Genomic DNA, 22,233 nt, shown 5'->3' with positions numbered 1-22,233 from the left:
CGGATCCGACCGCCCTCAGAGGTCCTGGTTGATGTAGTCGTAATTCTGCACCGTGAGGATCATGCCTTCATCGGGCACGTTGATCTGGGCGTAGGCCATGTAGTTCAGACCGTTGGCGAGCATCTTCCACGTGGCGGTGACGCTCACCGAATGGCCCTGATAGCTGGTCATGATTGTCATGCGGCGGGTCGCCTTGGTCGGGGCACTGATCCACAGGGACACGCTGTCATCGGGGACCACGACACTGCCGCCGGTGAGTTGCAGGACCCCGTTGGCGTCCGGCGGTGGAATGGCGGCGCTGCTGATGAAGTTGAGCATCTGTCCCGCAGAGGGCAGGGTGTATTGGTGGAGGAACGTCCGCAGGCCGGTGATGAACTGTTCCGTCTGTTGACGTTCGTTCTCCGCGATGCGCCGCCTGAAGAAGCCGCGGGGCAGGGGGTTCTGGATGTCGTTGAGGATTGTGTACTGGGGCTGGTTGTTGGGGCCCCAGGTGACGGTGTCGATCCGCGTGTCCTTGACCGTCCCGTATTCCGTCAGTTCGGTGCGGCAATTCCACGAGTACTGCTGCATCAGCGTGGCATTCTGCTGGCGGGCCTGGGTGATGGCCAGCGAGAGACCGGCATTGGGGACCTGGGCCGCGGCTTGCAGCCCGGCGAGTGTCACGAGGATCGGGAGGAGCAGGAGCTTGTTCATGGGTTCAAAGTTTCCAGTTCTGACTGAGGGTTGCGAAGGTGAAGCTGGCATCTTCGTACGCCCCAGCCACCCGGCCCCGCAGGCTGGCCTCCGACCCCTGGTCCACGGTCATGTCGCCCGCCCACAGGAGGGTGCAGGCGGCGCCGAGGCACAATGCCGGGGTGGCTTCGATATCCAGTTTGACGGGTGACAGGTAGTTCACGCCCACGCGGATGTTTTCCCCCGCCCGGATCAGCACCCCGGCGTTGGCGCCGAAACCCCAGGTGCGGTCGTTGACGGCCAGTTGGCCATCGGCGAGCCGCGGGCTGAGGTTGTTCACGGCGACTTCGGTCTCCAGATAGCCGTACATCGCATTGAGCCCGGCTCCGGCCGACAGCCAGTCGTTGATCGGGTAGCTGGCGGTGGGGACCAGGCTCACGCCAATCAGGGTGCTCTCCTGCACGTAGCAGCGTCCGACCCAGTCCGGGTCGTACTTCTCGGCGAGGCCGAAATACGAGAGGGTGGCCAGGCCCACGCGCCATTTCTCCCCGAGCGACTGGACGTAGAAGAAGCTCATTGCCGGCAGCGCCCCCACGGCGTTCCCGCCGCCGCCGGTGCCGAGGCGCGCCGAGGTGTCGGCATTCGGCGAGAACTCGATGTCGCCATAGGTCAGCTGGAGGCCCGTCTGCAGGTTCGGGCCCTCGAGCTGGTTCATGCCGGCCGGGTTCTTGAAGAGCGTCGAGGCGTCCTGCGGCCGCGCCGCCCAACCGGCGGACGCCAGGTCCATTTCGGGCGTGGCGATCTCATACAACGTGAGTCCGCTGGCAAGAGCTCCTGCGGGTGCCAGCAGTGTACCGGCCGCCGTCAGGGCGATGCGGCGTCGGAATCGGCAAGGTGACTTCATTTTGGCGGTCCCGGTGCCTTTCCAAGGACCCCCGAGATACCGGTTTCGGGCGGCCTCGGGAATCTGGACCTTGTCTTAGGAATCGGAGTTTCCCCGAATCCGATCCCTCGCGCAAGCAGGATGGCGGCAGGATCGGCAGTCCGTGCGCATCTCAGTATTTTGCAGGGGAGGAAATGGATATAACGGAGGATCGTTAGTGGGGTTGGCGGGGTTTGGCCGGAGGGAGGGGGAGGATCTGTGGAGTGCCGGGCTTCCCGAAGATTTTTTTATCGTGTGCGGGACTCACTCCCCTGCTCCCGGTAAAGCCAAGGCCGGTGAGGGTCGAGGAAGTCATTCAGGGGCGGCGGCTGACGCCCGGGGAACTGGGCCAGATCGGCGCGCTGCTGGCCGCCCATCCCAACTGGCATCGAACCCGGGTTTCGCGAGAGCGGTGCCCGTGTTGGGATTGGCGCACCGGGACGGGCCGCCCGAAGGACATGGCCTGCCGCAGCCTGCTCCCCAAGTTGGAGGCGCGCGGCTGGATTCGTCTGCCTCCACGCCGCAGTGCCAGCGTCATCGCTCACGACTGATCAACAACACCCGCGTCCTCATCCCCCGTGGGTGCGCGTGCCCCACCTGGCCAGCCAGGTTCTGGCCCGGGTTCTGGGCCGTCTGAACCGGGATTGGCACCAACGCCACGGACACGGCAGCGAGTTGGTGGAGACCTTCGTCGAGCCCGGGCGCTTTGGCGGCACCTGCTACCAGGCCGCCGGCTGGCTGCCGGTCGGCCGCACCACCGGCCGGGGGCGCAACGGTCCTCCCGCCCGAGCCTCGACCCGCGCCAAGGACGTCTTCGTGCGTCCGCTGGGCCGGCAGTGGCGCCAGCGTCTTTGCTCATGAGCCGAACGTTCCTCAATCGGTGCCTCGACTCCCTGCGCGAGGAACTGGCCCAACTGCCGGACCGGCGTCGGGGCGCCAACACCTCCTACGCCATGGAGGACTTCGGCCTGAGCGCCTTCGCCGTCTTCTTCACCCAGTCGCCTTCCTTTCTGGCCCACCAGAAGGCGATGCGCGCTCGCCCCCCTCAGGCCACTCCCTCAAAATGAGAACTTCTGAAGCCCGAACGGTGGCCGGATCCCCCCGGGTGCGGCGTCCTGGCGCCCATCGCACGCCCTCCGGCCGGTGCCTCCGGAGCTTCCGACGCCTGAAATCGAATCCTTCGGCGACCGGGAATTCGCACGACGGTGGGCGCGGGTTCTGGCGATCGGTAATCCGGGATCCGTGGGCACGAAACTCCGATGGACCGGGGAAATGACTTGGTGGCCCTGCGGGGAACTGACAGTGTCAGCAGACACCTTCCCGCCGATTCAACCTCGATTGGCGAGGCCAGGTTGCCACCCGTGAAAGTCTTCGTTCACATGCTGCCTCATTTCTCATCCTCCACCGGCTCCTGCCACCGGTCCTCCGGGGACACCAGGGACTTTCGTCGTCCGGGCCCGTGGCTCCGGGTCCTCACCCTGGGATTGATGCTGGCGGGCATTTCGACGCTGTCGGCCGCGGTCCTCTGGCAGGAGGGTTTTGAAGGCGGCGCCGCGGAGTGGACGACGGACGGCACGGCTGGCGTCTGGGAACTGGGCGCCCCAACCACCGGTCCGGGCGCGGCGCGCAGCGGTGCGAACGTCGCCGCCACCCGCCTCGCGGGGAACTACCCGAACGGGGCCGATACGCGCCTGGTCAGCCCAACGTTCACCGTGCCCGCGGCGGCCGATCAACCGCGGCTGCGGTACTGGTACTGGTACGACACGGCGTTCAACTCCCATTTCGGCCGGCTCCAGCTGCGGGTGGCCGGCGGGGCCTGGCAGGATCTGGACGAACGGATCAGCGACCGCAGCGGGACCGGTGCGTGGAGCCAGCGCATCGTGGATTTGCGGGCGTTCGCGGGGCTGAACGTCCAGATCGGATTCCGGTTTGTTTCAACCACCAGCACGGTCGCGGCGGGCTGGTACGTGGACGACGTGTCGCTGGAGACCGGCCCCATGGCGTTCGACTCGCCCGAGGATTTTGAAAACGGCCTCGGCGACTGGTCGGTCGAGAATGGCGTCTGGCAACTGGGGGAACCCACGGCATCGGCAGGGCCCGCTGCGCATTCCGGATCGCGGGTGGTCGGCACCGTCCTCTCCGGGAATTATCCCAACAGCGCCGACGCCCGCCTGACGAGCCCGGAATTCATCGTGCCGCCCGCCGGGGACCATCCGCGCTTCAAGTACTGGTACTGGTATCAGACCGCGTTCACGAGCCACTACGGGCAGTTGCAGATCCGCACCAGCGGCGGCGCCTGGCAGGACGTGGTCGGCGAGCGGGTCTTCACCACCGGGGGCCGCTGGGCGCAGCGCATCGTGGATTTGCGCCCGTTTGCCGGCCAGCCCGTGCAGCTGGGATTCCGGCTGGTCACCACCACCAGCACGGTGAGCCTGGGATGGTACGTGGACGATATGTCCCTGGAGACGGGACCATGGGCGTTGGACGAGGTCCCCGGCTTCGAGGGCGGATTTGGCGAGTGGTCGGCGGAGGGCGGCGTGTGGCAGGTGGGCGAGCCCACGGCCACGGGTGGCCCCGCCCCACGCTCCGGGACGCAGGTTGCCGGAACCATTCTGGCGGGAAATTATCCCAACAGTGTGGATGCGCGCCTCGTGAGCCCGGAGTTCACCGTGCCGCCGGCCGGCGAGCATCCACGATTCCGCTTCTGGCAGTGGCACGACACCGCCTTCAACACGCACTTCGGCCAGGTGCAGATCCGGACCCGCGGCGGCGCGTGGCAGGACGTGCCGGCCGAACGGGTCCAGTCTCAAAGTCTGGGCTGGAGCCAGCGGATCATTGACCTTCGCCCCTTCACCGGACAGCCCGTGCAGATCGGTTTCCGGTTCGTCTCGACCACCAGCACGGTGCGTCCGGGCTGGTACGTGGACGACGCGGCACTGGAGACCGGACCGATGGTGCTGTCCAATCCCGACGGGTTTGAGAACGGCTTTGGCGACTGGTCCTCCCAGGGCGGCCTCTGGCAGATTGGGGTACCCACCGCCCCCGGCGGTCCACAGCCCTTTGCGGGGGCCAGCGTCGCCGGGACGGTGCTGGCCGGCGATTATTTCAACAATGCGGAGGCGCGGCTGGTGACCCCGGAGTTCGTGGTCCCGGTGATCACGGCGAATCCACAGTTGAGCTTCCGCCACTGGATAAACACCCCGTTCGCCACGCACAACGGGCGGGTGCAGATCAGCACGGACGGCAGCAACTGGACGGATCTCTCCCCGGTGTACAGCGGCACCGACACCAACTGGAACCGGGTCCTCCTGCCGCTGGGTGCGCATGCCGGGCAACGGGTCCGGCTGGCCTTCCGGTTTGTCAGCACCACCAGCACCACGCGCGCGGGCTGGTACGTTGACGATTTTGAGATCCTCAGTGACACGCTTGATCCCATCGCCGACGCGGTGATTCCCGAGGGAGCGCCGTTCACCATTCCCCTGGTGGCGCGGGGCAACAACCTGCAGTTCCGCTTCGGGGAAAACGGACCTGACGGCGCCGCGGTCGGGCCGGAGATTCCCGAGTTGACCTGGACACCGTCCGAAACGCAGGGGCCGGGGCGGTTCGAGGACATCACGGTGTGGGTGACCCAGCCCGACAACTGGCTCACTCCTGTGGACCGGCAGCGGTTCACGGTGGTGGTCCAGGAAGTCAACGTGGCGCCCCGGCTGGTTGTCCCCGCCGCGCAGACCCTTGCAGAACTGGAAACCCTCAACGTATCTGCAACCGCCACAGACGCCGACCTGCCACCCAACGCGCTCACCTTCAGCCTCGTCAACGACCCACCGGCAGGAATGACCATCCATCCGGCCTCCGGCGCGATTTCCTGGACGCCCACGGAGGCCCAGGGGCCGCAGACCTACCAGATCAGCGTGCGCGTCACGGACAATAACCCCGATGCCGTCAACGAGACGCAGCTCAGCGACACCGCTTCCTTCACGGTGACGGTGCGCGAGGTGAACACCGCCCCCGTCCTCACCGTTCCGGCCAATCAGACCATTGATGAGCGGACGTCCCTCGTTCTCTCGGCGACCGCCACGGACGCCGACCTGCCGCCCAACGCGCTGACGTTCAGTCTCGTGGATCCGCCCGACGGGATGACGATCCACCCGGAGACCGGCGTCATCACCTGGACACCCACCGAAGTCCAGGGGCCGACCAATGCAACGGTGACGGTGCGGGTCACCGACAGCAGCCCCGACGCGGTCAACGAAAGCCGGCTCAGCGATGTCCGGTCCTTCATCGTCACCGTGCGCGAGGTCAACCAGGCCCCGGTCCTGGTGGTGCCGGAGCCGCAGGCGATTGACGAGGGGACCCTGCTGAGCGTCACGGCGACCGCCACGGACGCCGACCTGCCGCCCAACGCGCTGACCTTCAATCTCGTGGATCCGCCCGACGGGATGACCATCCACCCGGAGACCGGCGTCATCACCTGGACGCCCACCGAAGCCCAGGGGCCGACCAACGCAACGGTGACGGTGCGGGTCACCGACAGCAGTCCCGAGGCGGTCAACGAAAGCCAGCTCAGCGATGTCCGGTCCTTCACCGTCACCGTGCGCGAGGTCAACCAGGCCCCGGTGCTGGTGGTGCCGGACGACGCGACGATTGACGAAGAGACCCTCTTGAGCGTCACCGCGACGGCCACGGATGCCGACCTGCCTCCCAATCCGCTGACCTTCAGCCTCGTGGACCCGCCCGCCGGGATGACCATCCATCCCGAGACCGGCGCGATCCGGTGGACGCCGACGGAAGCGCAGGGGCCCACCAACGTCCCGATCACGGTCGTCGTCACCGACAGCAATCCCGACGCGATATCGGCACCCCGGCTGACCGACACCCGGACCTTCACGGTGAGGGTTCGTGAGGTGAATCTGCCTCCGGCCCTCGGCGGGATCGCCGACGCCAGCATTCCCTTCGGATTCGCGTTTTCCCTTCAGGCACTGGCATCGGATCCGGACCTTCCCTCGAACGTCCTGACGTACAGCCTGGAGGAAGCACCCGCCGGCATGGTCATTGATGCCTCCACCGGACGGCTGCTCTGGACTCCCGGGCAGGATCAGGCGGGGGTGCATCCGGTCACAGTGCGGGTGGTGGACGACGGGGTCCCACCGCTGGATGCCACCACGGCATTCACCCTCACCGTCGCCGGCGACGGGCCGACCCTGACGGCCAGCCGGGTCAGCGGCTTGATCCGCATTGACATGTTCGGTGACACGGGCCGGCGGTACCTCCTGGAGGCTGCGGACGACCTGAAGTCGTGGACCCGGCTGCTGCAGTTCACGCTGGCCGAATCCCCGCAGGCCTATGTGGATGTGGATTCCGGGACGCTGAATGGGCGCTACTACCGTCTGCTGCCGGTCCTCGATTGATTCGGTTCTGCCGGTGACGCGCCGGCCGGCCGGATCCGGTGAGGCACCCGGGGCATGGATCGCCTCGCGCAGCGGTGCGGTCCACAATTGGCAGGCGGGTGAAGTTGGTGAACAGGGCGCGGAGTCGTTGCGTCGGACTTCCCGTGGACCACCCTGCCCATCCTGCCTGAGTCCCTTGGAGAATGATGCGGCGACCGCCCCCATCCCTCCGGCCGCTGACCGCACTGGCTCTCGTGGCCCTCGCGGCCCAGTTCGTTCCTTCGCTCAATGCTGACGGACGTTCCCGCAGCGGTCTGCTGGCGCTCTACCGGTTCGACGAGCCCGGGGGCGCTCTCGTCAAGGACGTCTCCGGTGCGGGCACCCCGGTGAACCTGCGCATCAGCGACACCAATGCCGTCCGCTGGTCGGAAGGAGGACTGGAGGTGACCGGCAGGACGTTGATCCGTTCGGAACGTTCCGCCACACGCCTCTCGGACGCCGTGCGGGTGTCGGGCAAATTCACCGTGGAGGCCTGGGTGCGGCCGGCGGCGACCCACCAGGATGGCCCCGCGCGGATCGTCACGATTTCATCGGGCGGCAGCGTGCGGAATTTCACGCTCGGTCAGGACGGCACCCGGTTCGACGTTCGGATGCGGACGACGCAGACGACCGACAATGGAATTCCCTCAACGAGTTCTCCTGACCACAGCCTGACCACCAACCGCACCCATGTGGTGTTCACCCGGGATCGAAACGGACGCACGCGCCTGTATCTGGACGGCCAGTTGAGCGTTGAGCGAACCCTCGAGGGCACCACGGTCAACTGGGACGGGTCCTATCCGCTGGCACTCGCGAACGAACTGTCCGGCGACCGGCCCTGGCGCGGCACATATCACCTGGTGGCCCTCTACAACCGCGACCTGCTGCCCCACGAGGTCGAGGCGCATTTTCGGATGGGTCCCGACCCGAAAGTCGCCCTTCAGTCCTCCGAGCTCGCGGCCGTGCTGGAGCCGTCCAATGCACGACTCTTTGAGGCGGAGATCGCGCCGCTGCTTTCGCGGTACTGTCTCGAGTGTCACGACGCGGCAATTCACAAGGGAAGGCTGGACCTCTCGCGACGGCATGCCGCCTTCGCCGGGGGGAGCAGCGGGCCGGTGATTGCACCGGGAGACGCGGCGAAGAGCGCGCTGTGGACCCTCGTCGAGTCGGACGAGATGCCGGAGGACCGCCCGCCGCTGCCGGCACGGGAGAAGGCGCTGCTCCGCGAGTGGATCGAAGGGGGCGCAGCGTGGCCGGTGGAGATGATTGATCCCGCCGCGCACCGGCTGAGCCGTCAGACCCGCCAGGCATCGCTGCGCCGGCTGACGGTGCCGGAATACATCGAAACCGTCCGCGCCGCCGTCGGTGTCGAGATCGGGCGGGAGGCCATTGAGATCCTGCCCCGGGATCTGCGCGCCGACGGCTTCAACAACACCGCCTACAACCTGGGCGTGGATCTCAGCCACGTGGAGGCTTATTCCCAGATGGCCGGGCTCGTGGTGGACCGCCTGGACGTGCCGGCGTTTCTCAAGGAGTTTGCGCCGGACCCGGACACCTCCCCCGACGCGCTGCGTCAGGCGGTTGCCCGGGTGGGCCACTGGCTCCTGCGCGGTCCGCTGGAGGACCATGAGATCAGTGCCTTCCTGGGCGTCGCGACCGCCGTCACGGCGCAGGACGGCGATTTCGACACAGCCATGGCGCTGGTGATCGAGACGATGCTGCAGTCGCCACGCTTCCTTTATCGTATGGAGAACCAGCGCGGTGATGGCACGGCCTGGCCGGTGGGGGATTTCGAACTGGCGTCGCGGCTCAGCTACACCCTCTGGGGAGCACCGCCGGATCGCGAGTTGATGCACGCGGCCGGGACCGGCGCCTTGTACGACCGGCGCCAGGTCGAGGCCCAGGTCGGGCGGATGCTCGGCGACCCGCGTGTCCGGAAGCGCTCACTGCAGTTCGTCACCGAATGGCTGGACCTCGACCGGCTGGCCAACCTGCGGCCCAATCCCGCGAAGTTTCCACAGTGGGATCCCGAACTGGCCGCCGACATGCGTGCCGAGACCCTCGCATTCTTCGAGGAGGTCGTGTGGCAACAGCGGCGCCCCCTGGCGGACCTGTTGAATGCCCAGGTGACCTACGCCACGCCGCGTCTGGCGAAGTTCTACGGCCTGCCGGAAAGCGACAGCGTGGCCCTTGCCCGGTACGATCTCTCGGCAATCCCCGGACGCGGCGGGTTGCTGACCCAGGGCAGCGTGCTCACCGTGGGGGGCGACGAAGCGTCCATGGTGACCCGGGGTCTTTTTGTGCTGAACGACATCCTGCGCGGCGCCGTGAACAATCCTCCCCCCGGACTGGACACCCGCCCGGTGCCGGCGCGGCCCGGCCTTTCCAAGCGCGGCGCGGCCGAACAACGCGTGCAGAACCCCGCCTGTGGCGCCTGCCATCGGCGCTTCGAAACACTCGCCTTCGCCCTCGAAAAATACGACGGTCTCGGAGTGCACCACCAGCGAGACGAGCACGGAAATCCGCTGCGCGAAGACGGCGAAGTGCTTTTTCCCGGCGAGGCCCGCCCCGTCGCCTACCCGTCTGCCGACGCGCTCATGGATCTTCTGGCTGCGCACGACCGCGTCCGCGAAAACCTGGCGCGCAAGGTCATCCAGTTTGCCATCGGCCGGCCGCTCACCGCCGCTGATGCCCCGGTCGTGACGCAGATCCACCGGCGTGCCGCGGCGGCGGGCGGCACGTACCCGGAGCTGTTGCGCGCCATCGTCCTGAGCGATCTGGTGCTGACCTCCGACACCGAAGCCCCCTGAACCGGCGATCCATAGATGAAACATCCACGCATCAGCCGCCGCACGCTCCTCAAGGGCGCCGGCACCATCGCCATCGGGCTGCCGTTCCTGGAGGAGATGCTCCCGGGCCGGGCGCTCGCCGCGCCGGCGGGCGGCGTGCCGGTGCGGGCCTTCAACCTCTTCTTCGGCCTCGGGATTCCGGCGCCGCTGCAGACGGAAGGCTACGATGGCGTGCTGGAGCCCTTGAAGCCGCTGGCCGGCAGGCTGCTGCTGCTCCGGGGTGTGGACCAGGTGCGCTGCGACGAACCCGGCATCAATGCCCACTATGACGGCTCGTCGGGTGCGTTCACCGCCGAACCCCCCAACGGGACCGCCCGTGCCGGCGGCCCCTCCATTGACCAGGTGATCCGCCGGACGCACTACGCGGACGGCTTCCCACCGGGCGTGGTGCCGACGCTGCTGGCCGGCACGTTCTTCCGCCGCAACGACCGGCTCAGCCGCTACGTGCAGAGCTTCAACGACGACGGGACCCCCGCCGCCGGCATGCAGGAAAAGCCCCGCGATTTGTTTGACCGGGTATTTGGCTCCTCCGGACTGGAAGGAGCGGCACCGGATGTCCAGCGCCAGCGCTTCCGGCGCAGCGTGCTCGACTCCGTAATGGAACAGTACCGCTACTACACCGGAGCCAACTCGCCGCTTGGTGCGGCCTCCAGGGCCCGCGTGGCGGATCACCTCGACCGCATCCGGGAATTCGAGCAGCGGGCCCAGGCCGCGGAGGCTCGCGATCCGAACGGACCGCAGGTGCCGCCCCGATCCAAACTGATCCACGGGGGCGAGGCCGATCCGGGGGGTGAGGGCATTGACATCACCCTCGATGAACTCGTTGAGGGCTGGCGCCTCATGGCCGACCTCTACGCGACCGCCATCCAGATGGACCGCGTCCGCATCGGCTCGCTGACCTTCCTCGCCGCCGGCGAGCGGATCCGGCTTAAGGGTGACTATGCCTACAACGGGCGCAGCGTGTTCCACTTCGACGACGCCGCGCAGCACAACGCCTCGGGCTCGGCCGGATGCAGCCACGAGTGGTGGCACAAATTTGATGAGGCGAAGCCCAACGAGGCGCTGCGGGCCCATGCGCACATGAAGATGCGGGAACTGGCCTACTTCCTCGCCCGGCTGGATTCCCCGGAGACCCGCGAGGCCAACGGCCGGACCCTCCTCGAAAACTCGTTGATCACCATCTCCACCGAATCCGGCGACGGACGCCACAGCGACTCGAAGCGGGAGTTGAGCGGCGTCTTCCACGCCATCACGGGAGCCGACGGACGCTTCAAGACCGGGCAGATCCTGGACGTCGGAGCGGAGGGCCTCGACCTGTACAACACGATGCTCGACGCCATGGGTGCCAAACGCCGGCTCGGCCCTGCGTCCCGCGCATTCCGGCCGGTGGACTCGATTCGGGCGTGAGCCGCGCCGGGATTGGCCGGCCCACCGGCAGCACCGATGCCCACGCCCCAATCGCACCGCGGATCGTGGATGCTGTCCCGGCGCCGGCGGCAGGCTTGGGCCGCCGTCGCATGGCTCGGATCCCTCACCGCGGCGCCCCTGTTCAGTCCCGGTCCGCTGCCGCTTCGCGAGACACCGCTCACCCCGGCGGAACGGACTGAGGCGGCCCAGCTGGCCCGGACTCATTGCAGCGCCTGCCATCTTTTCCCCGAGCCGGCCCTCCTCGAGCGCAGAACCTGGCACGGCGGGACCGAACCCCTGATGCGCCGGTTGCTTGGTCTCGACACGCTGGACCCGGAGTTGTCCGGCGACCGTGAGCGGCTGGAGACTTGGCGACGCATCTGGGACTGGTATTTCGCCGAGGCGCCGGGAACCTTTCCCGGGCCCCCTCCGCCGAGGATTCCATTGACGCTTTCACGCTTCGACCCGGTGTTCCTGCCGTACCGGCCGCAGCATCAAATGGTGTCCCTGCTGCGGGTGGATTCCGGACGCCGACAACTCCTCGTCGGCAACGCCATGACCCGGACCCTGGACCTGCTGGACGCCTCAGGCACCCTCCTGTCGTCCTTGCTGGTGGAAAGTCCGCCTGTGGACATCCACGAGCGGCCCGACGGCTGGTATGTGCCGCTGATCTGGGATCTGGCACCGCACACGACGCGGCGGGGACGGTTGCTCCGGGTGCAACGCGATGGGGACACCTGGATCCGCGCCGAAAGCGCCCTGAGCGGACTGCCGAGGCCAACCAGCGTGGCGTTCGGGGATCTCGACGACGACGGCATCGCGGACTGGGTCGTCAGCGGGTTCGGCCATGTGGACGGCCTCGTCGCGTGGTGGTCGCGGGGAAATCCGACGGCGGCCCCTTACGAACTGCTGGCGCGTCCAGGGGCCACCCGGGTCGAGGTTGCGGATCTCAACCACGACGGTCGCACGGACGTGGTCGTGCAAACGGCCCAGGCGCAGGAGGGGCTCTATTGGTTCGAGAACCGGGGAGCCTCGATGTTTGCCATGCACGCCATTGCCGAGTTTCCACCGGTCTGGGGCGGATCCGGATTCCGGCTGGTGGACTGGGATGCCGACGGCGACCTGGACCTGCTGGTGACCAACGGAGACAGCGGCGAATACTTGTCCTCGCCCAGGCCCTATCACGGGATCCGGCTCTACCGAAATCTCGGGACTCGTGAAACCGGAGCGGCGCCACGATTCGAGGAAGCATGGTTTTATCCATTGGCCGGCGCCTACGACGTCCGGGCCGCCGATCTTGATGGCGATGGCGACCTCGACATCGTGGCGATTGCCTACTTTCCCGATTTCGACGGCCGCCGGGAGGGCTCGTTCGTCGTGTTGTGGAATGAGGGTGGACTGAACTTCCGTCCGGAGTCCCTGGACGCCGGGATGTCCGGACGTTGGTTGGTGATGGATGTCGGGGATGTGGATGGCGACGGTCATGCCGACATCGTTCTCGGCGCCGCGAACCGCGGAGCCTTTGACGCCCCGACCGCCCTGCGTGCCGCCTGGGCGGAACGCGGTCCGTCGTTGCTCCTGCTGCGCAACCGCGGGCGCTAGCCCCGGGGGCCGGATCCAATCGCCACCGATCTGCCCGCCGGGGCCCTGGCGCGCACGCCCCGGACCGCGAACGCATTCCTCCCTCACCTGAGCCTTCGAAGTCACGGACGCTTCGATTCACGTCCATCCGGTTGCGTCGGATCGTACCTGGGATTTGCGGTCGGGAACCGGGCACCAACATCCCGCTGCCAGGCGTTCAGCTCCTGGTGCAGACGCTGCGCGCGGGCCGGCATCTCCGCGACGCGGCTCGTCTGCTCCGAGGGATCATCCGCCAGGTGGAATAACTCCAACCGGCCGTCCTCCAGCCACTCGATCAGCTTCCAGTCGCCGCGACGAATCGCCGCCGCCGGGGCGCCGCCCTGGTTGCCATAGTGCGGGTAGTGCCAGAAGATCGGCCTTTCCGGAGCGGATTCACCCTTCAGCAGCGGCAACAGACTGCGCCCGTCCAGAACCTGCCCTGATGCCGGTGATGCGCCGGCGGCCTCAAGCACCGTGGGCAGAAGATCCGGACTGCTCACCGGTGTCCGGACCACGCTCCCGGGCACGGTCACCCCGGGCCACCGGACCAGGAGCGGCACGCGGATCCCGCCCTCGTACACCCATCCCTTGCCCCCGCGCCAGGGGGCATTCGACGTCGGCCAGCCCTCGCTAGTGGACAGCCCGCCGTTGTCGCTGGTGAACAACACCACCGTGGACTCCCGGAGCCCGTGGGCATCGAGTGCGGCGAGCACGCGCCCGACGGCGGCGTCCATTGCCTCGACAATCGCCGCATACACCACGTGATCCTGGGAGAGCCTCACGTCCCGGGGCTCCTCGCGTCCCCAACGTTCCGCAAGTCCGAGCCGCTCCCGTCTGGCGGCATACTTCTGACGCAGATCCTCGCGGGCCATCAACGGCGTGTGGACATCGTAAAACGCGAAATAGGCCAGAAACGGACCGTCTTTCCGACCGGCGATGAAGCGTCCGGTCTCCGCCGCCAGCCGGTCGGGGAGGTGCTCTCCCGGCGGCCCGTCTTCGAGGCGGGGATTGCCGTACGGGGAGAAGTACTGGCTGCCGCCATACGGACCTCCCCGGTCAATGCCACCGCGATTCACGTCAAACCCCTGGTCCTCCGGCCACCATCCCTCGGGCCCGAGATGCCACTTGCCGGCAAAGAAGGTGGCGAATCCCGCCGACTTCAGGGATCTGGCAAGGTTCGGCGTTTCCAGCGCCAGCCGGTCCGTGTAGGGCGCGGGCAGCGACCGGGTGTTGCGCCACCAGGCCTCCGGCCGCATCGGCGCGCCGATGTAGTCCGTGATCCCCAGGCGCTGCGGCCACTGGCCGGTGAGCAGGCTGGCCCGCGTGGGTGAACAGACCGGACAGGCCGCATACGCGTCCGTGAACCGCGCCCCCTCCCGCGCCAATCGGTCGAGATGCGGGGTTTCGTAAAAGGAGCTTCCATAACAACCGAGGTCGCGTTGCCCCAGATCATCGGCCAGGAACACCACGACATTCATCGGCCGGGCCGCCCGGGCGGAGACCGTGGCGATACCAAGAATCCAGATGGCGAGGCGGGCGATTCGGCGGATCTGAGGCAACATGGGGGCAACGGCGGACCGGAGTGTATGCGCGCCGACCGCATGTGTTGCGAGGCGAACTTTGTCGTGACCCGGGCGAAAGGACCGTGGGACCCTCCTCCCGCCCCGCGTTGGGACACGCCGTATGAGCAGCGACGAACTTCGTAACTGGGCGACGGTGGTTGCAGCGCTCGTCGCACTGCTGGTTTTCCTCGTAAATTCGCTCCTGCTGGTGCGGAACCGGCGGGTCGAGAACATCTCGCGCTTCATTGAATCCCACCGGAGGCTTTTTGCCACGGACGGCTACATCGCCAGCAATCTCACCGCCATCGAGTCCGAGGCGCTGACCCGGGACCACGGCGACACCGCGATGGAGGCGAAGTTTCATCTGATGCTGCTTGAGGTCGAACGGCTGGCCCTGCTGGCCAACAACGAGGCGGTGCCGCGGCATACCCAAGTTTACATGTTTGGCTGGTACGCCCGGAACATCCGAAACGTCATTACCGACAAGGAGCGGGACAACATGTCCTGGGAGCTCGCACTGGGCTACCTGGACGGCCTCGCGAGGGACACGGCCCTCTACAAGCAGCTGACCCGCGAGCAGCGCGAACGGTTCTGGCGGTGATCCCTCTCCGGGAAACGGCCGCCGGGTGACCCCGGCGGCCGTTCGACAGACCTCCAGCACGCGCTACTTGAGCGTGACGTTCGATGGCGGCGTGATCCGGCCGCCGGGATCGGCGTTGAACCCAAAGGCCACCCGGCCTCCCGCCTTGAGCATGCCGTTCCACGACGCGTTGCGGAGGGTGTAGCGGTTGCCCACTTTGGAGACGAGGACGGCGTCCCACACCGTGGTGATCCGGTGGGGAAAGTCGAAGGAGAGGGTCCAGCCGTTGAGGTTTGGACCCGAGACATGCGACACCGTCGCCGCGCCCGTAAAGCCGCTGCCCCAATTGTCGGGGACCCGGAGGTCCAAACGTCCCTGGACCTTGCCGCCGCTGGTCGGCGTGCTTCCAATGGACCCGGTGGAACTGGTCGTCGCGCCCTTGAACACGAAGGACGAAGGCCGGACCCCGGCGGCGGCGGCGGCGTTGAATCCGAAGCTCACTGTGGCGCCCGGCGGGATGGATCCGTTCCATGAGGCGTTGCCGAATGTATAGGTGGAGCCGGACACGCTCTTGCGAACCACGTTCCACTGGTCGGTGACGGTACCGTTGAGCTGAAATGCGAGCGTCCATGCGCTGATGGGAGTGGTGCCCCGGTTCCGGATCCGCACGGTCCCGGTGAAGCCGGTGGACCAGCGATGGTCCTCGGTGAAGGTGAGGGCCGCCCCGCCGTTGGTGACGGTGATCGCGGCCGGCGGTGGAGTGGCGACGGTACCGCCCGAGCCACCGGTTCCGGTTCCAGAACCCGCTCCAGAACCGGAACTACTGCCCGTTCCGGTGCCCGTGCCCGGCAGCGCGGACGCCCCGTTCAGGAGGAAGCCGTAGGGCGCTCCGACCTGGGCATACGCTGGGGAGGCGTTGAACCCGAAGACCAGCCTCTGTCCCGGCTGGATCGCAGCGTTCCACGGGTCGTTGGTGACCGTGTACCGGCTGCCGCTCCTGGAGACGAGGCGTGAGCTCCAAAGATTCTGAAGGGTCCCGTTGAGATCGAAGGACACGCTCCAACCATTCCACAGATACGGCGTGGTGTTGGTGATCGTGACTTCTCCACTGAATCCGGTGCTCCACTCGCTCTGAACCCGAAAGAATGCCGTGACGGCGGCGTGGCCGCTGTGATCGGTGGAGTCGGGCGGCAGGACGGTGTCCCCGTCGTACGGGTTGCCGTAACCGGACCCGTCACCAAAATCCACGTCGCTGATCGAGAAGAAGGCCTCGCCTGCCGGATCAATGCGCTGCCAGATCACGTAGATGACGTGGTGTCCGGTGCGGGCCGGAAGCTCGGTGTCGAAGGTGTAGAGGTTTCCCTGGCGGCGGAAGAACTCCGCACCGGGCAGCGGCTCAAGATCCGACCAGCGCAGGGGCTGAAGCGGGCTCCAGCCGGGCCTGGAAATGAAGGCCTGGAAGAAGCTCGGGTCGTGCGGCACATGGGCGTTGAAGATCATGTGATACGCGCCGCGGTGGACCCGGGTCTTGGGCCAGTCCGATCGCAGCAGGTCCAGGCCGGCATATTTTGCCCGCCCCGCACTGGCCAGCTGGCCGTCGGGAATCAACGCCCGATAGTTGTAGTCGGGCACCAGGCGATTCACCTCATGCCAGTCGTAGAATGCCTGCGTGCCCGCCACGGCGATGGCGGCTCGGCTGGAGGGGTGGTCGGGACTTTGCGGGTCTTCCAGATAGATCTGGTACACCCGGCTCACCGGCCGGGACATGGACCCGTGACCCAATGCCGGGGCCAGGGATGCAACGAGGGATGCCAGGAGAACGGCCAGGGGGACTTTCATGTGATGCAGTGTGAACCAGCAGCCGGTGCTCCAGTTGCCCCCGGGTTCAGGCGGGACCGGCCGCAGGTGATGCCAACCCCTTCCCGCGCGCGATCTCATTGTCAAGGCACCGGCTGAAGCAGCGCCGCCAACTGAACCGCGGACCGGATGCGTCGGGGCGCTGTCCCCGCAACCCCGGGAGCTGTTCCCCAATCCTGACCGTCCGATCGCGAGGCGGGGCGATCGGGATTGCCGGACGCCGGGGGAGCTGTTATCTCCGTTCGAGAATTCCCTCAGGCTCATGAAGACGACTCCCCTCCAGGCGCTCCCGGGTGCCTCCCCTGGCCGCCCCGGCTTCACGCTGATTGAACTGCTCGTGGTCATCGCCATCATCGCGATCCTGGCCGGGATGCTGCTGCCCGCGCTGGCCCGGTCCAAGGTGAAGGCCCAGGCGATCCGCTGCGTGAGCAATCAGAAGCAGCAATATCTCGGCTACCACATGTACGCCGATGACAACGCCGATCTTTATCCCGTTCATGGGGACTGGGCGACGGTCGGCGGCATGATCCGGACCAACGGCCGTGCCATTGTCCACGACAGCGTCGGCGAGACGAACCGGCCCCTCAACCGGTACGTGCCGGCGGTCCAGGCCTTCCACTGCCCGTCGGACAAGGGCGACAGCTACTGGCCCAATGAATCCCGGCCCAACTGCTTTGCCGCCTGGGGCAACAGCTACCTGCCCATGTGGGCGCTCGACTGGTTCGGGGTCAAACATGTCACCGGCGATTCCAAGGCGCCGCGCACCAGCCGGGAGGGGCAGCCGATCAAAACGAGTGAGATCGCGCGCAGCCCGGTCAACAAGATCATCCAGGGCGACTGGCCCTGGCACGGGTCCCGGGATGCCGGCGATGGCCGCGTCAACGCCCAGTCCAGGGCCAAGAGCGTCTGGCACAACAATCGTGGCAAGCGGGGATGGAACATGATGTACGGCGACGGCCACGTGGCCCTGTTCATGTTTCCCTTGAACTACGACCCCAGCTGGATGTCGCGTCCGGTGGACCCCAACTACCTCTGGTGGTGAATTCCCACCGGCAAACCGCTGGCGGGCGGGCCCGTGGGCGGGTTGCAGGCCGGGTCCTTCCCGGATAGGCTTTCCCCGCTGCCACGGGCAGCCTCTCATGAAGCAACGCCTGCTCTACGCCGCCTTTGTCGCCTGCCTCGGAGGTTATGTCTTCATCGGCTCCCAGGTCTTCGAGGCCAGCGCCGCCAAGGACAAGGCGGACGACGCCTACGAGCAGCTGGAGCTGTTTTCGCGGGTGCTGGAGCGCGTCCGACGCGACTATGCCGACGGCGACAAGCTGACGTACGAGGAACTCGTCCACGGCGCCCTGCGGGGCATGCTGAACTCGCTGGACCCGCACAGTGAGTTCATGGAGCCGGTCGCCTTTGACGAGCTGAAGGAGGACACCGAAGGCCAGTTCAGCGGGGTCGGCATGCAGGTCTCCCAGCGGGACGACCAGTTGTTCGTCGTGGCCCCGATGGAGGACACCCCCGCCTTCGAGGCCGGCATCATGGCCGGGGACCGGATTGCGAAAATTGACGGGAAGTCCACCGACGGCATGACCGTCGGCGATGCCGTCAAGTTGTTGCGCGGCGTGCCCCGGACCAAGGTCACGGTATCGGTGGAACGGCCTGGGACGGAGCAACTCCTTGATTTCCCCCTGACCCGTCAGCGGATCCAGGTCCACACGGCCAAGGACATCAACAACCGGCGGGAATTTCCCCTCGACGACTCCAAGGTGGGCTATATCCGCCTGACCCAGTTCGGCGAGCGGACGGCCGAGGAATTGGAGGAGGCCCTTCAGAAGCTCGAGCGCCAGGGAATGAAGGCGCTGATCCTGGACCTTCGGGGCAATCCCGGGGGATTGCTCGACCAGGCGGTGGCCGTCAGCGAGAAGTTTGTCGAGAAGGGCAAGCCCATTGTCTCCACCCGCGGGCGCAACCCGGCGAACGACGTGGAACGGCGGGCGTCCGGGGGCGGACGCAAGCGCATCAGCGAAAAGCTGCCCATGGCCATCCTGATCAACGGAGGCAGCGCCAGCGCGTCGGAGATCGTGTCGGGAGCCCTCCAGGACCTGAAGCGGGCCGTCGTGGTCGGCGAGCAAAGTTTTGGCAAGGGTTCGGTGCAAAGCGTGATGCCGCTCCCCGACGGTTCCGCGCTGCGCCTGACCACCGCGAAGTACTACACCCCGAGCCTGAAGGTGATCCACGGCCAGGGGATCACCCCCGACGTGATCGTCCCGCTGTCCGAGGACGAGGAGATCGCCATCCAGCTGGCCCGGCTCCCCGGGGGCGAGGCCAATCTGGAACTGGCGCTGAAGGCGTTCCCTGCCGAACGGCAGGAGCGGTTGCACGCCCTCGTGGCCGAACGGCGCGACGCCCAGCGGGAACGGGCCCGCGACCTGCTCAAGGGCCTGACCCTTTACGGACGCCGCACCGGGCCCGTGTCCGGGGAGGGCGCGGAGGCGGGTCTGCCCGGGGAAGTGCGCTGAACCACCGCGGATGGTCCTGGCGATCGAGACCTCCTGCGACGAGACCAGTGCCGCCGTGGTCGCGTCGGGCCGGGTGTTGTCCACGGTGGTGTCCTCCCAGGTGCACCTGCACGCCGAATACGGCGGGGTGGTTCCCGAACTGGCGACCCGGGAGCATCTGAAGCACCTCCTTCCGGTCTGCCGCGCCGCCCTCGACCAGGCCGGGGCTGCCATGGACCAGGTGAGCGCGGTCGCGGCGACCCGCGGGCCGGGATTGCCCGCGGCGTTGCGGGCCGGGTTCACCACCGCCGCGGCCCTGGCGTTCGCCCTGAACCGTCCCTTGTTCGGCATCCATCACCACCAGGCCCACCTCTACTCCCCCTGGATCACCGGCTCCCCGCCGCGGGCCGAATGGGAGGCGTTGGAACCCAACGTGTCCCTCATCGTCAGTGGCGGACACACCCTGCTCGTCGAGGTGGCGTCCGACCGCACACACCGGGTGCTGGGCGGCACCCTCGATGACGCCGCGGGCGAATGCTTCGACAAGACCGCCAAGCTGCTCGGCTTGCCCTACCCGGGCGGTCCCCTCGTGGACCGCCTCGCGGCGGTGGGAGATCCCGGGGCGTTCGCCTTTCCACGGCCCCTGCTGTCCGAAGACAACGACGACTTCAGCTTCAGCGGCCTCAAGACCAGCGTGCGCTACCTGCTGGAGCGTCATCCGGGCCTGGCCGATGATCCGGAATCCCAACGCAACCTGTGCGCCGCCATCCAGGCGGCGATTGTCGAGGTGCTGGCTGAAAAAACAGTCCGGGCCGCGCGCCGGCAGCGGCGGCGCTGCATCACGGCCAGTGGTGGCGTGTCGTGCAACTCGGGACTCCGAAAAGCCCTCGCGGATCGCTGCGCCCGCCACGGGATCATCCTCCGGATCGCCCAGCCGCAATTCTGCACCGACAACGCCGCCATGGTCGGCGTGCTGGCCGCGCGCCAGATCGAATTGGGCGTGCCGCCCACGCCGCTGGATGCGGAGCCGGTTCCCGGGTGGGATCTTGCGGACGCCTGACGGTCGTCACGCTGCGCCCGGCGCCGGCTCTGCAAGGCGACGCCAGGCCGCAACGAACATCCCGTTGCCGCCGGTTTCCTGGGGCCAGAGGGTGCGTGTCGGGGCCGCCGGCGAATCCGGGGCGAACGGATGCGGCAATGGGAGGACCTCAAACTCCGGATGCCGCCCGGTGAACGCCGCAGCAATTGCGTGGGTTTCCTCGGGGGTGAGCGTGCAGACGGCGTAGATCAGGCGGCCACCGGGCCGGACCGAGGGGGCCACGTGTTCCAGGAGGTCCTGCTGAACCACCGCCAGCTCGCGAACGTCTCCCGGCCCGGTCGTCCAACGTGCGTGCGGATTGCGCCCCCACGTGCCGAGTCCGGTGCATGGGGCATCCAGGAGGACCCCGTCGAACTGCGTGCGGGTCGGCGGTCGCGCCCCGCCATTCCAGGCAACGCTGCGATAGTTGAAGCATCCAGCCCTGCCAGCGCGCTGCTTCAGCCGGTTCAACCGCCATGCCGCGCGGTCGCTCGACCAGATCAGTCCCTTGCCTCCCATGAGCTCGGAGAGATGCAGGGTCTTCCCACCCTCGCCCGCGCAGGCATCCCACCAGGTTTCCCCCGGCTGCGGCGCGCAGAGGAGGCTCACCGCCTGGGAGGCGATGTCCTGGATTTCGAAGGCACCCGATTGGAACAGTTCCTCGCGATACAGGTCCTCCTGGCCGTCGTATCGGAGCGCGTCCGGAAACGCGGCAACCGGAGCCACCTCGCAGAACTGGAGCCGAGCAGCCACCGTCTCACGCATCCCGGCGCGGGCCCGAAGCCACAGCACGGGCTCGCTCTGGAGCGAGCGCACCCACTCCGGCGTCACCGGAAACTCCCCCACCACCCACGACGGAATCGCGCGCGCCGCCAGCTCGTCATCGGCGAAGCGCCCCGGTGCGGCGGCAAAGTCGTCCGCAAGGGCCAGGGCCTGCGTGATCCGCTCCCCGACCGGGGCCTTGGGATCGAGCCAGCCCTGCCAGCGAAACGTGCTGAACACCGCCCGGCTGATCCACGCGCCATCGGCACGACTTAACTGACGACGGCGCGAGAGGGTCTGGCGAAGCAGCAGATCCGCGGCGATTTTCGACGTCGCGCGCTCCACGATCCTGGCAGCGAGATCCTCACGACGCGCCGGGATCTCCTCCTCTGGGGACCCCACTCCCGCCGTCCTTCGAACCGGTGCCTGTCCACGGCGCCGGTCCGGTCGGGCGGCAGGATCCGAAGGTCCGGGGTGATGCCCGGGGCCGAAATCCCGACGCGATCGCTCCTCCGGCCGCTGGGTCCGCGGGCTGCGGAATCGGTCCGTCGGCCGGCCCGGCGGACCCCTGAAGTCGTCCCCGCCACGCTCCGGGCGATCGGGTGTCGAGGGGCGGCGATAGGAGGCCTGAAATTGGGGGCGGCCGGGCGCACCAAAGGTCCGCTGGGACGACGGGGAGGTCCATGGACCCGGCTTGCCTCCAGCCGCCCCTGGCCGGCGCGATGCCGGGCTCTCATCGCGTCCGCGCCCCCGCCCGCTTCCACGCGATGGGTCCCGGGGATCCCTGCCGGCAGGTCCACGAACGTCCGCACGCCCGGGGCCCACTGCGCCCTCTGGTCTCCAGGGACCCCGCTCGGGACGCCCTCCAGCGGGCCGCGGCCCCGTCCCGGGACCTGCCCCCCCACCGCCCCAACCTCGAGGACCATCGCGTCGCGGCCCGCGGGTCGGACGGCGACGCGCGTCCTCGTGCTTGACGAAGCTCATGTTCCCGTCCGGGGTGAACGTG

General features: G+C 67.7%; 16 protein-coding genes. 11 read left to right on the top strand and 5 right to left on the bottom strand.

The window, feature by feature from the left end:
- Positions 1–15: 15 nt before the first annotated feature.
- Complete coding sequence (locus KF791_05525; protein ID MBX3732035.1) at positions 16–693, bottom strand: hypothetical protein; 678 nt, start codon at positions 691–693, stop codon at positions 16–18.
- Between the two features lie 4 nt (positions 694–697).
- Positions 698–1,576 carry an outer membrane protein transport protein gene (locus tag KF791_05520; protein MBX3732034.1) on the bottom strand — a complete coding sequence of 293 codons (879 nt, stop codon included), beginning with the start codon at positions 1,574–1,576 and terminating at the stop codon, positions 698–700.
- A 314-nt stretch (positions 1,577–1,890) separates the two neighbouring features.
- On the opposite strand from KF791_05520, the gene KF791_05515 reads away from it, so the two are divergent.
- From KF791_05515 to KF791_05485, 7 genes are all read left to right on the top strand, one after another.
- Positions 1,891–2,145, top strand: coding sequence for a hypothetical protein (locus KF791_05515; protein MBX3732033.1), 255 nt, complete (start codon positions 1,891–1,893; stop codon positions 2,143–2,145).
- A gap of 31 nt (positions 2,146–2,176) precedes the next feature.
- On the top strand, positions 2,177–2,455 hold the full coding sequence (locus KF791_05510) for a DUF4338 domain-containing protein (GenBank protein MBX3732032.1): 279 nt from the start codon (positions 2,177–2,179) through the stop codon (positions 2,453–2,455).
- Entirely contained in the window at positions 2,452–2,661 is a 210-nt protein-coding gene (locus KF791_05505; GenBank protein MBX3732031.1) for a hypothetical protein, read from the top strand. Before KF791_05510 ends, KF791_05505 begins: the two co-directional genes overlap by 4 nt.
- A gap of 312 nt (positions 2,662–2,973) precedes the next feature.
- Positions 2,974–7,002 carry a choice-of-anchor J domain-containing protein gene (locus KF791_05500; GenBank protein MBX3732030.1) on the top strand — a complete coding sequence of 1,343 codons (4,029 nt, stop codon included), beginning with the start codon at positions 2,974–2,976 and terminating at the stop codon, positions 7,000–7,002.
- A 185-nt stretch (positions 7,003–7,187) separates the two neighbouring features.
- Complete coding sequence (locus tag KF791_05495; GenBank protein MBX3732029.1) at positions 7,188–9,830, top strand: DUF1592 domain-containing protein; 2,643 nt, start codon at positions 7,188–7,190, stop codon at positions 9,828–9,830.
- Between the two features lie 15 nt (positions 9,831–9,845).
- Positions 9,846–11,276, top strand: a complete 1,431-nt coding sequence (locus KF791_05490; GenBank protein MBX3732028.1) for a DUF1552 domain-containing protein — start codon at positions 9,846–9,848, stop codon at positions 11,274–11,276.
- A gap of 36 nt (positions 11,277–11,312) precedes the next feature.
- Positions 11,313–12,878, top strand: coding sequence for a VCBS repeat-containing protein (locus tag KF791_05485; protein MBX3732027.1), 1,566 nt, complete (start codon positions 11,313–11,315; stop codon positions 12,876–12,878).
- 101 nt (positions 12,879–12,979) lie between these two features.
- Here KF791_05485 and KF791_05480 read toward each other — a convergent pair whose 3' ends face one another.
- The gene (locus KF791_05480) at positions 12,980–14,458 is read right to left on the bottom strand and encodes a sulfatase (protein ID MBX3732026.1); all 1,479 of its coding nucleotides are present in this window, start codon (positions 14,456–14,458) and stop codon (positions 12,980–12,982) included.
- Between the two features lie 121 nt (positions 14,459–14,579).
- On the opposite strand from KF791_05480, the gene KF791_05475 reads away from it, so the two are divergent.
- Positions 14,580–15,059 carry a hypothetical protein gene (locus KF791_05475; GenBank protein ID MBX3732025.1) on the top strand — a complete coding sequence of 160 codons (480 nt, stop codon included), beginning with the start codon at positions 14,580–14,582 and terminating at the stop codon, positions 15,057–15,059.
- Positions 15,060–15,122: 63 nt separating this feature from the next.
- Here KF791_05475 and KF791_05470 read toward each other — a convergent pair whose 3' ends face one another.
- Entirely contained in the window at positions 15,123–16,877 is a 1,755-nt protein-coding gene (locus KF791_05470; GenBank protein MBX3732024.1) for a cellulose binding domain-containing protein, read from the bottom strand.
- 280 nt (positions 16,878–17,157) lie between these two features.
- Here KF791_05470 and KF791_05465 point away from each other — a divergent pair, with 280 nt between their 5' ends.
- The 3 genes from KF791_05465 to tsaD all read left to right on the top strand — a co-directional run bounded on the left by KF791_05465 (position 17,158) and on the right by tsaD (position 20,447).
- Complete coding sequence (locus tag KF791_05465; GenBank protein MBX3732023.1) at positions 17,158–17,937, top strand: type II secretion system protein; 780 nt, start codon at positions 17,158–17,160, stop codon at positions 17,935–17,937.
- Positions 17,938–18,034: 97 nt separating this feature from the next.
- The gene (locus KF791_05460) at positions 18,035–19,408 is read left to right on the top strand and encodes a S41 family peptidase (protein ID MBX3732022.1); all 1,374 of its coding nucleotides are present in this window, start codon (positions 18,035–18,037) and stop codon (positions 19,406–19,408) included.
- 10 nt (positions 19,409–19,418) lie between these two features.
- Positions 19,419–20,447 carry a tRNA (adenosine(37)-N6)-threonylcarbamoyltransferase complex transferase subunit TsaD gene (tsaD, locus tag KF791_05455; GenBank protein MBX3732021.1) on the top strand — a complete coding sequence of 343 codons (1,029 nt, stop codon included), beginning with the start codon at positions 19,419–19,421 and terminating at the stop codon, positions 20,445–20,447.
- 6 nt (positions 20,448–20,453) lie between these two features.
- Here the strand turns inward: tsaD and KF791_05450 are convergent, their stop codons facing one another.
- On the bottom strand, positions 20,454–22,211 hold the full coding sequence (locus tag KF791_05450; protein MBX3732020.1) for a hypothetical protein: 1,758 nt from the start codon (positions 22,209–22,211) through the stop codon (positions 20,454–20,456).
- Positions 22,212–22,233: the final 22 nt, after the last annotated feature.

Source organism: Verrucomicrobiia bacterium, from assembly GCA_019634635.1.
Classification (GTDB): Bacteria; Verrucomicrobiota; Verrucomicrobiia; order Limisphaerales; family UBA9464; genus UBA9464.
This window is presented reverse-complemented; position numbering and strand designations above follow the sequence as displayed.

Bases quoted from the DNA above. Each gene is read 5' to 3' on its own strand.
- KF791_05505 (MBX3732031.1), top strand. From the start codon at position 2,452: ATGAGCCGAACGTTCCTCAATCGGTGCCTCGACTCCCTGCGCGAGGAA.
- KF791_05520 (MBX3732034.1), bottom strand. From the start codon at position 1,576: ATGAAGTCACCTTGCCGATTCCGACGCCGCATCGCCCTGACGGCGGCC.
- KF791_05450 (MBX3732020.1), bottom strand. From the start codon at position 22,211: ATGAGCTTCGTCAAGCACGAGGACGCGCGTCGCCGTCCGACCCGCGGG.
- KF791_05490 (MBX3732028.1), top strand. From the start codon at position 9,846: ATGAAACATCCACGCATCAGCCGCCGCACGCTCCTCAAGGGCGCCGGC.
- KF791_05495 (MBX3732029.1), top strand. From the start codon at position 7,188: ATGCGGCGACCGCCCCCATCCCTCCGGCCGCTGACCGCACTGGCTCTC.
- KF791_05480 (MBX3732026.1), bottom strand. From the start codon at position 14,458: ATGTTGCCTCAGATCCGCCGAATCGCCCGCCTCGCCATCTGGATTCTT.
- tsaD (MBX3732021.1), top strand. From the start codon at position 19,419: ATGGTCCTGGCGATCGAGACCTCCTGCGACGAGACCAGTGCCGCCGTG.
- KF791_05500 (MBX3732030.1), top strand. From the start codon at position 2,974: ATGCTGCCTCATTTCTCATCCTCCACCGGCTCCTGCCACCGGTCCTCC.
- KF791_05465 (MBX3732023.1), top strand. From the start codon at position 17,158: ATGAAGACGACTCCCCTCCAGGCGCTCCCGGGTGCCTCCCCTGGCCGC.
- KF791_05475 (MBX3732025.1), top strand. From the start codon at position 14,580: ATGAGCAGCGACGAACTTCGTAACTGGGCGACGGTGGTTGCAGCGCTC.
- KF791_05460 (MBX3732022.1), top strand. From the start codon at position 18,035: ATGAAGCAACGCCTGCTCTACGCCGCCTTTGTCGCCTGCCTCGGAGGT.
- KF791_05485 (MBX3732027.1), top strand. From the start codon at position 11,313: ATGCCCACGCCCCAATCGCACCGCGGATCGTGGATGCTGTCCCGGCGC.
- KF791_05525 (MBX3732035.1), bottom strand. From the start codon at position 693: ATGAACAAGCTCCTGCTCCTCCCGATCCTCGTGACACTCGCCGGGCTG.
- KF791_05470 (MBX3732024.1), bottom strand. From the start codon at position 16,877: ATGAAAGTCCCCCTGGCCGTTCTCCTGGCATCCCTCGTTGCATCCCTG.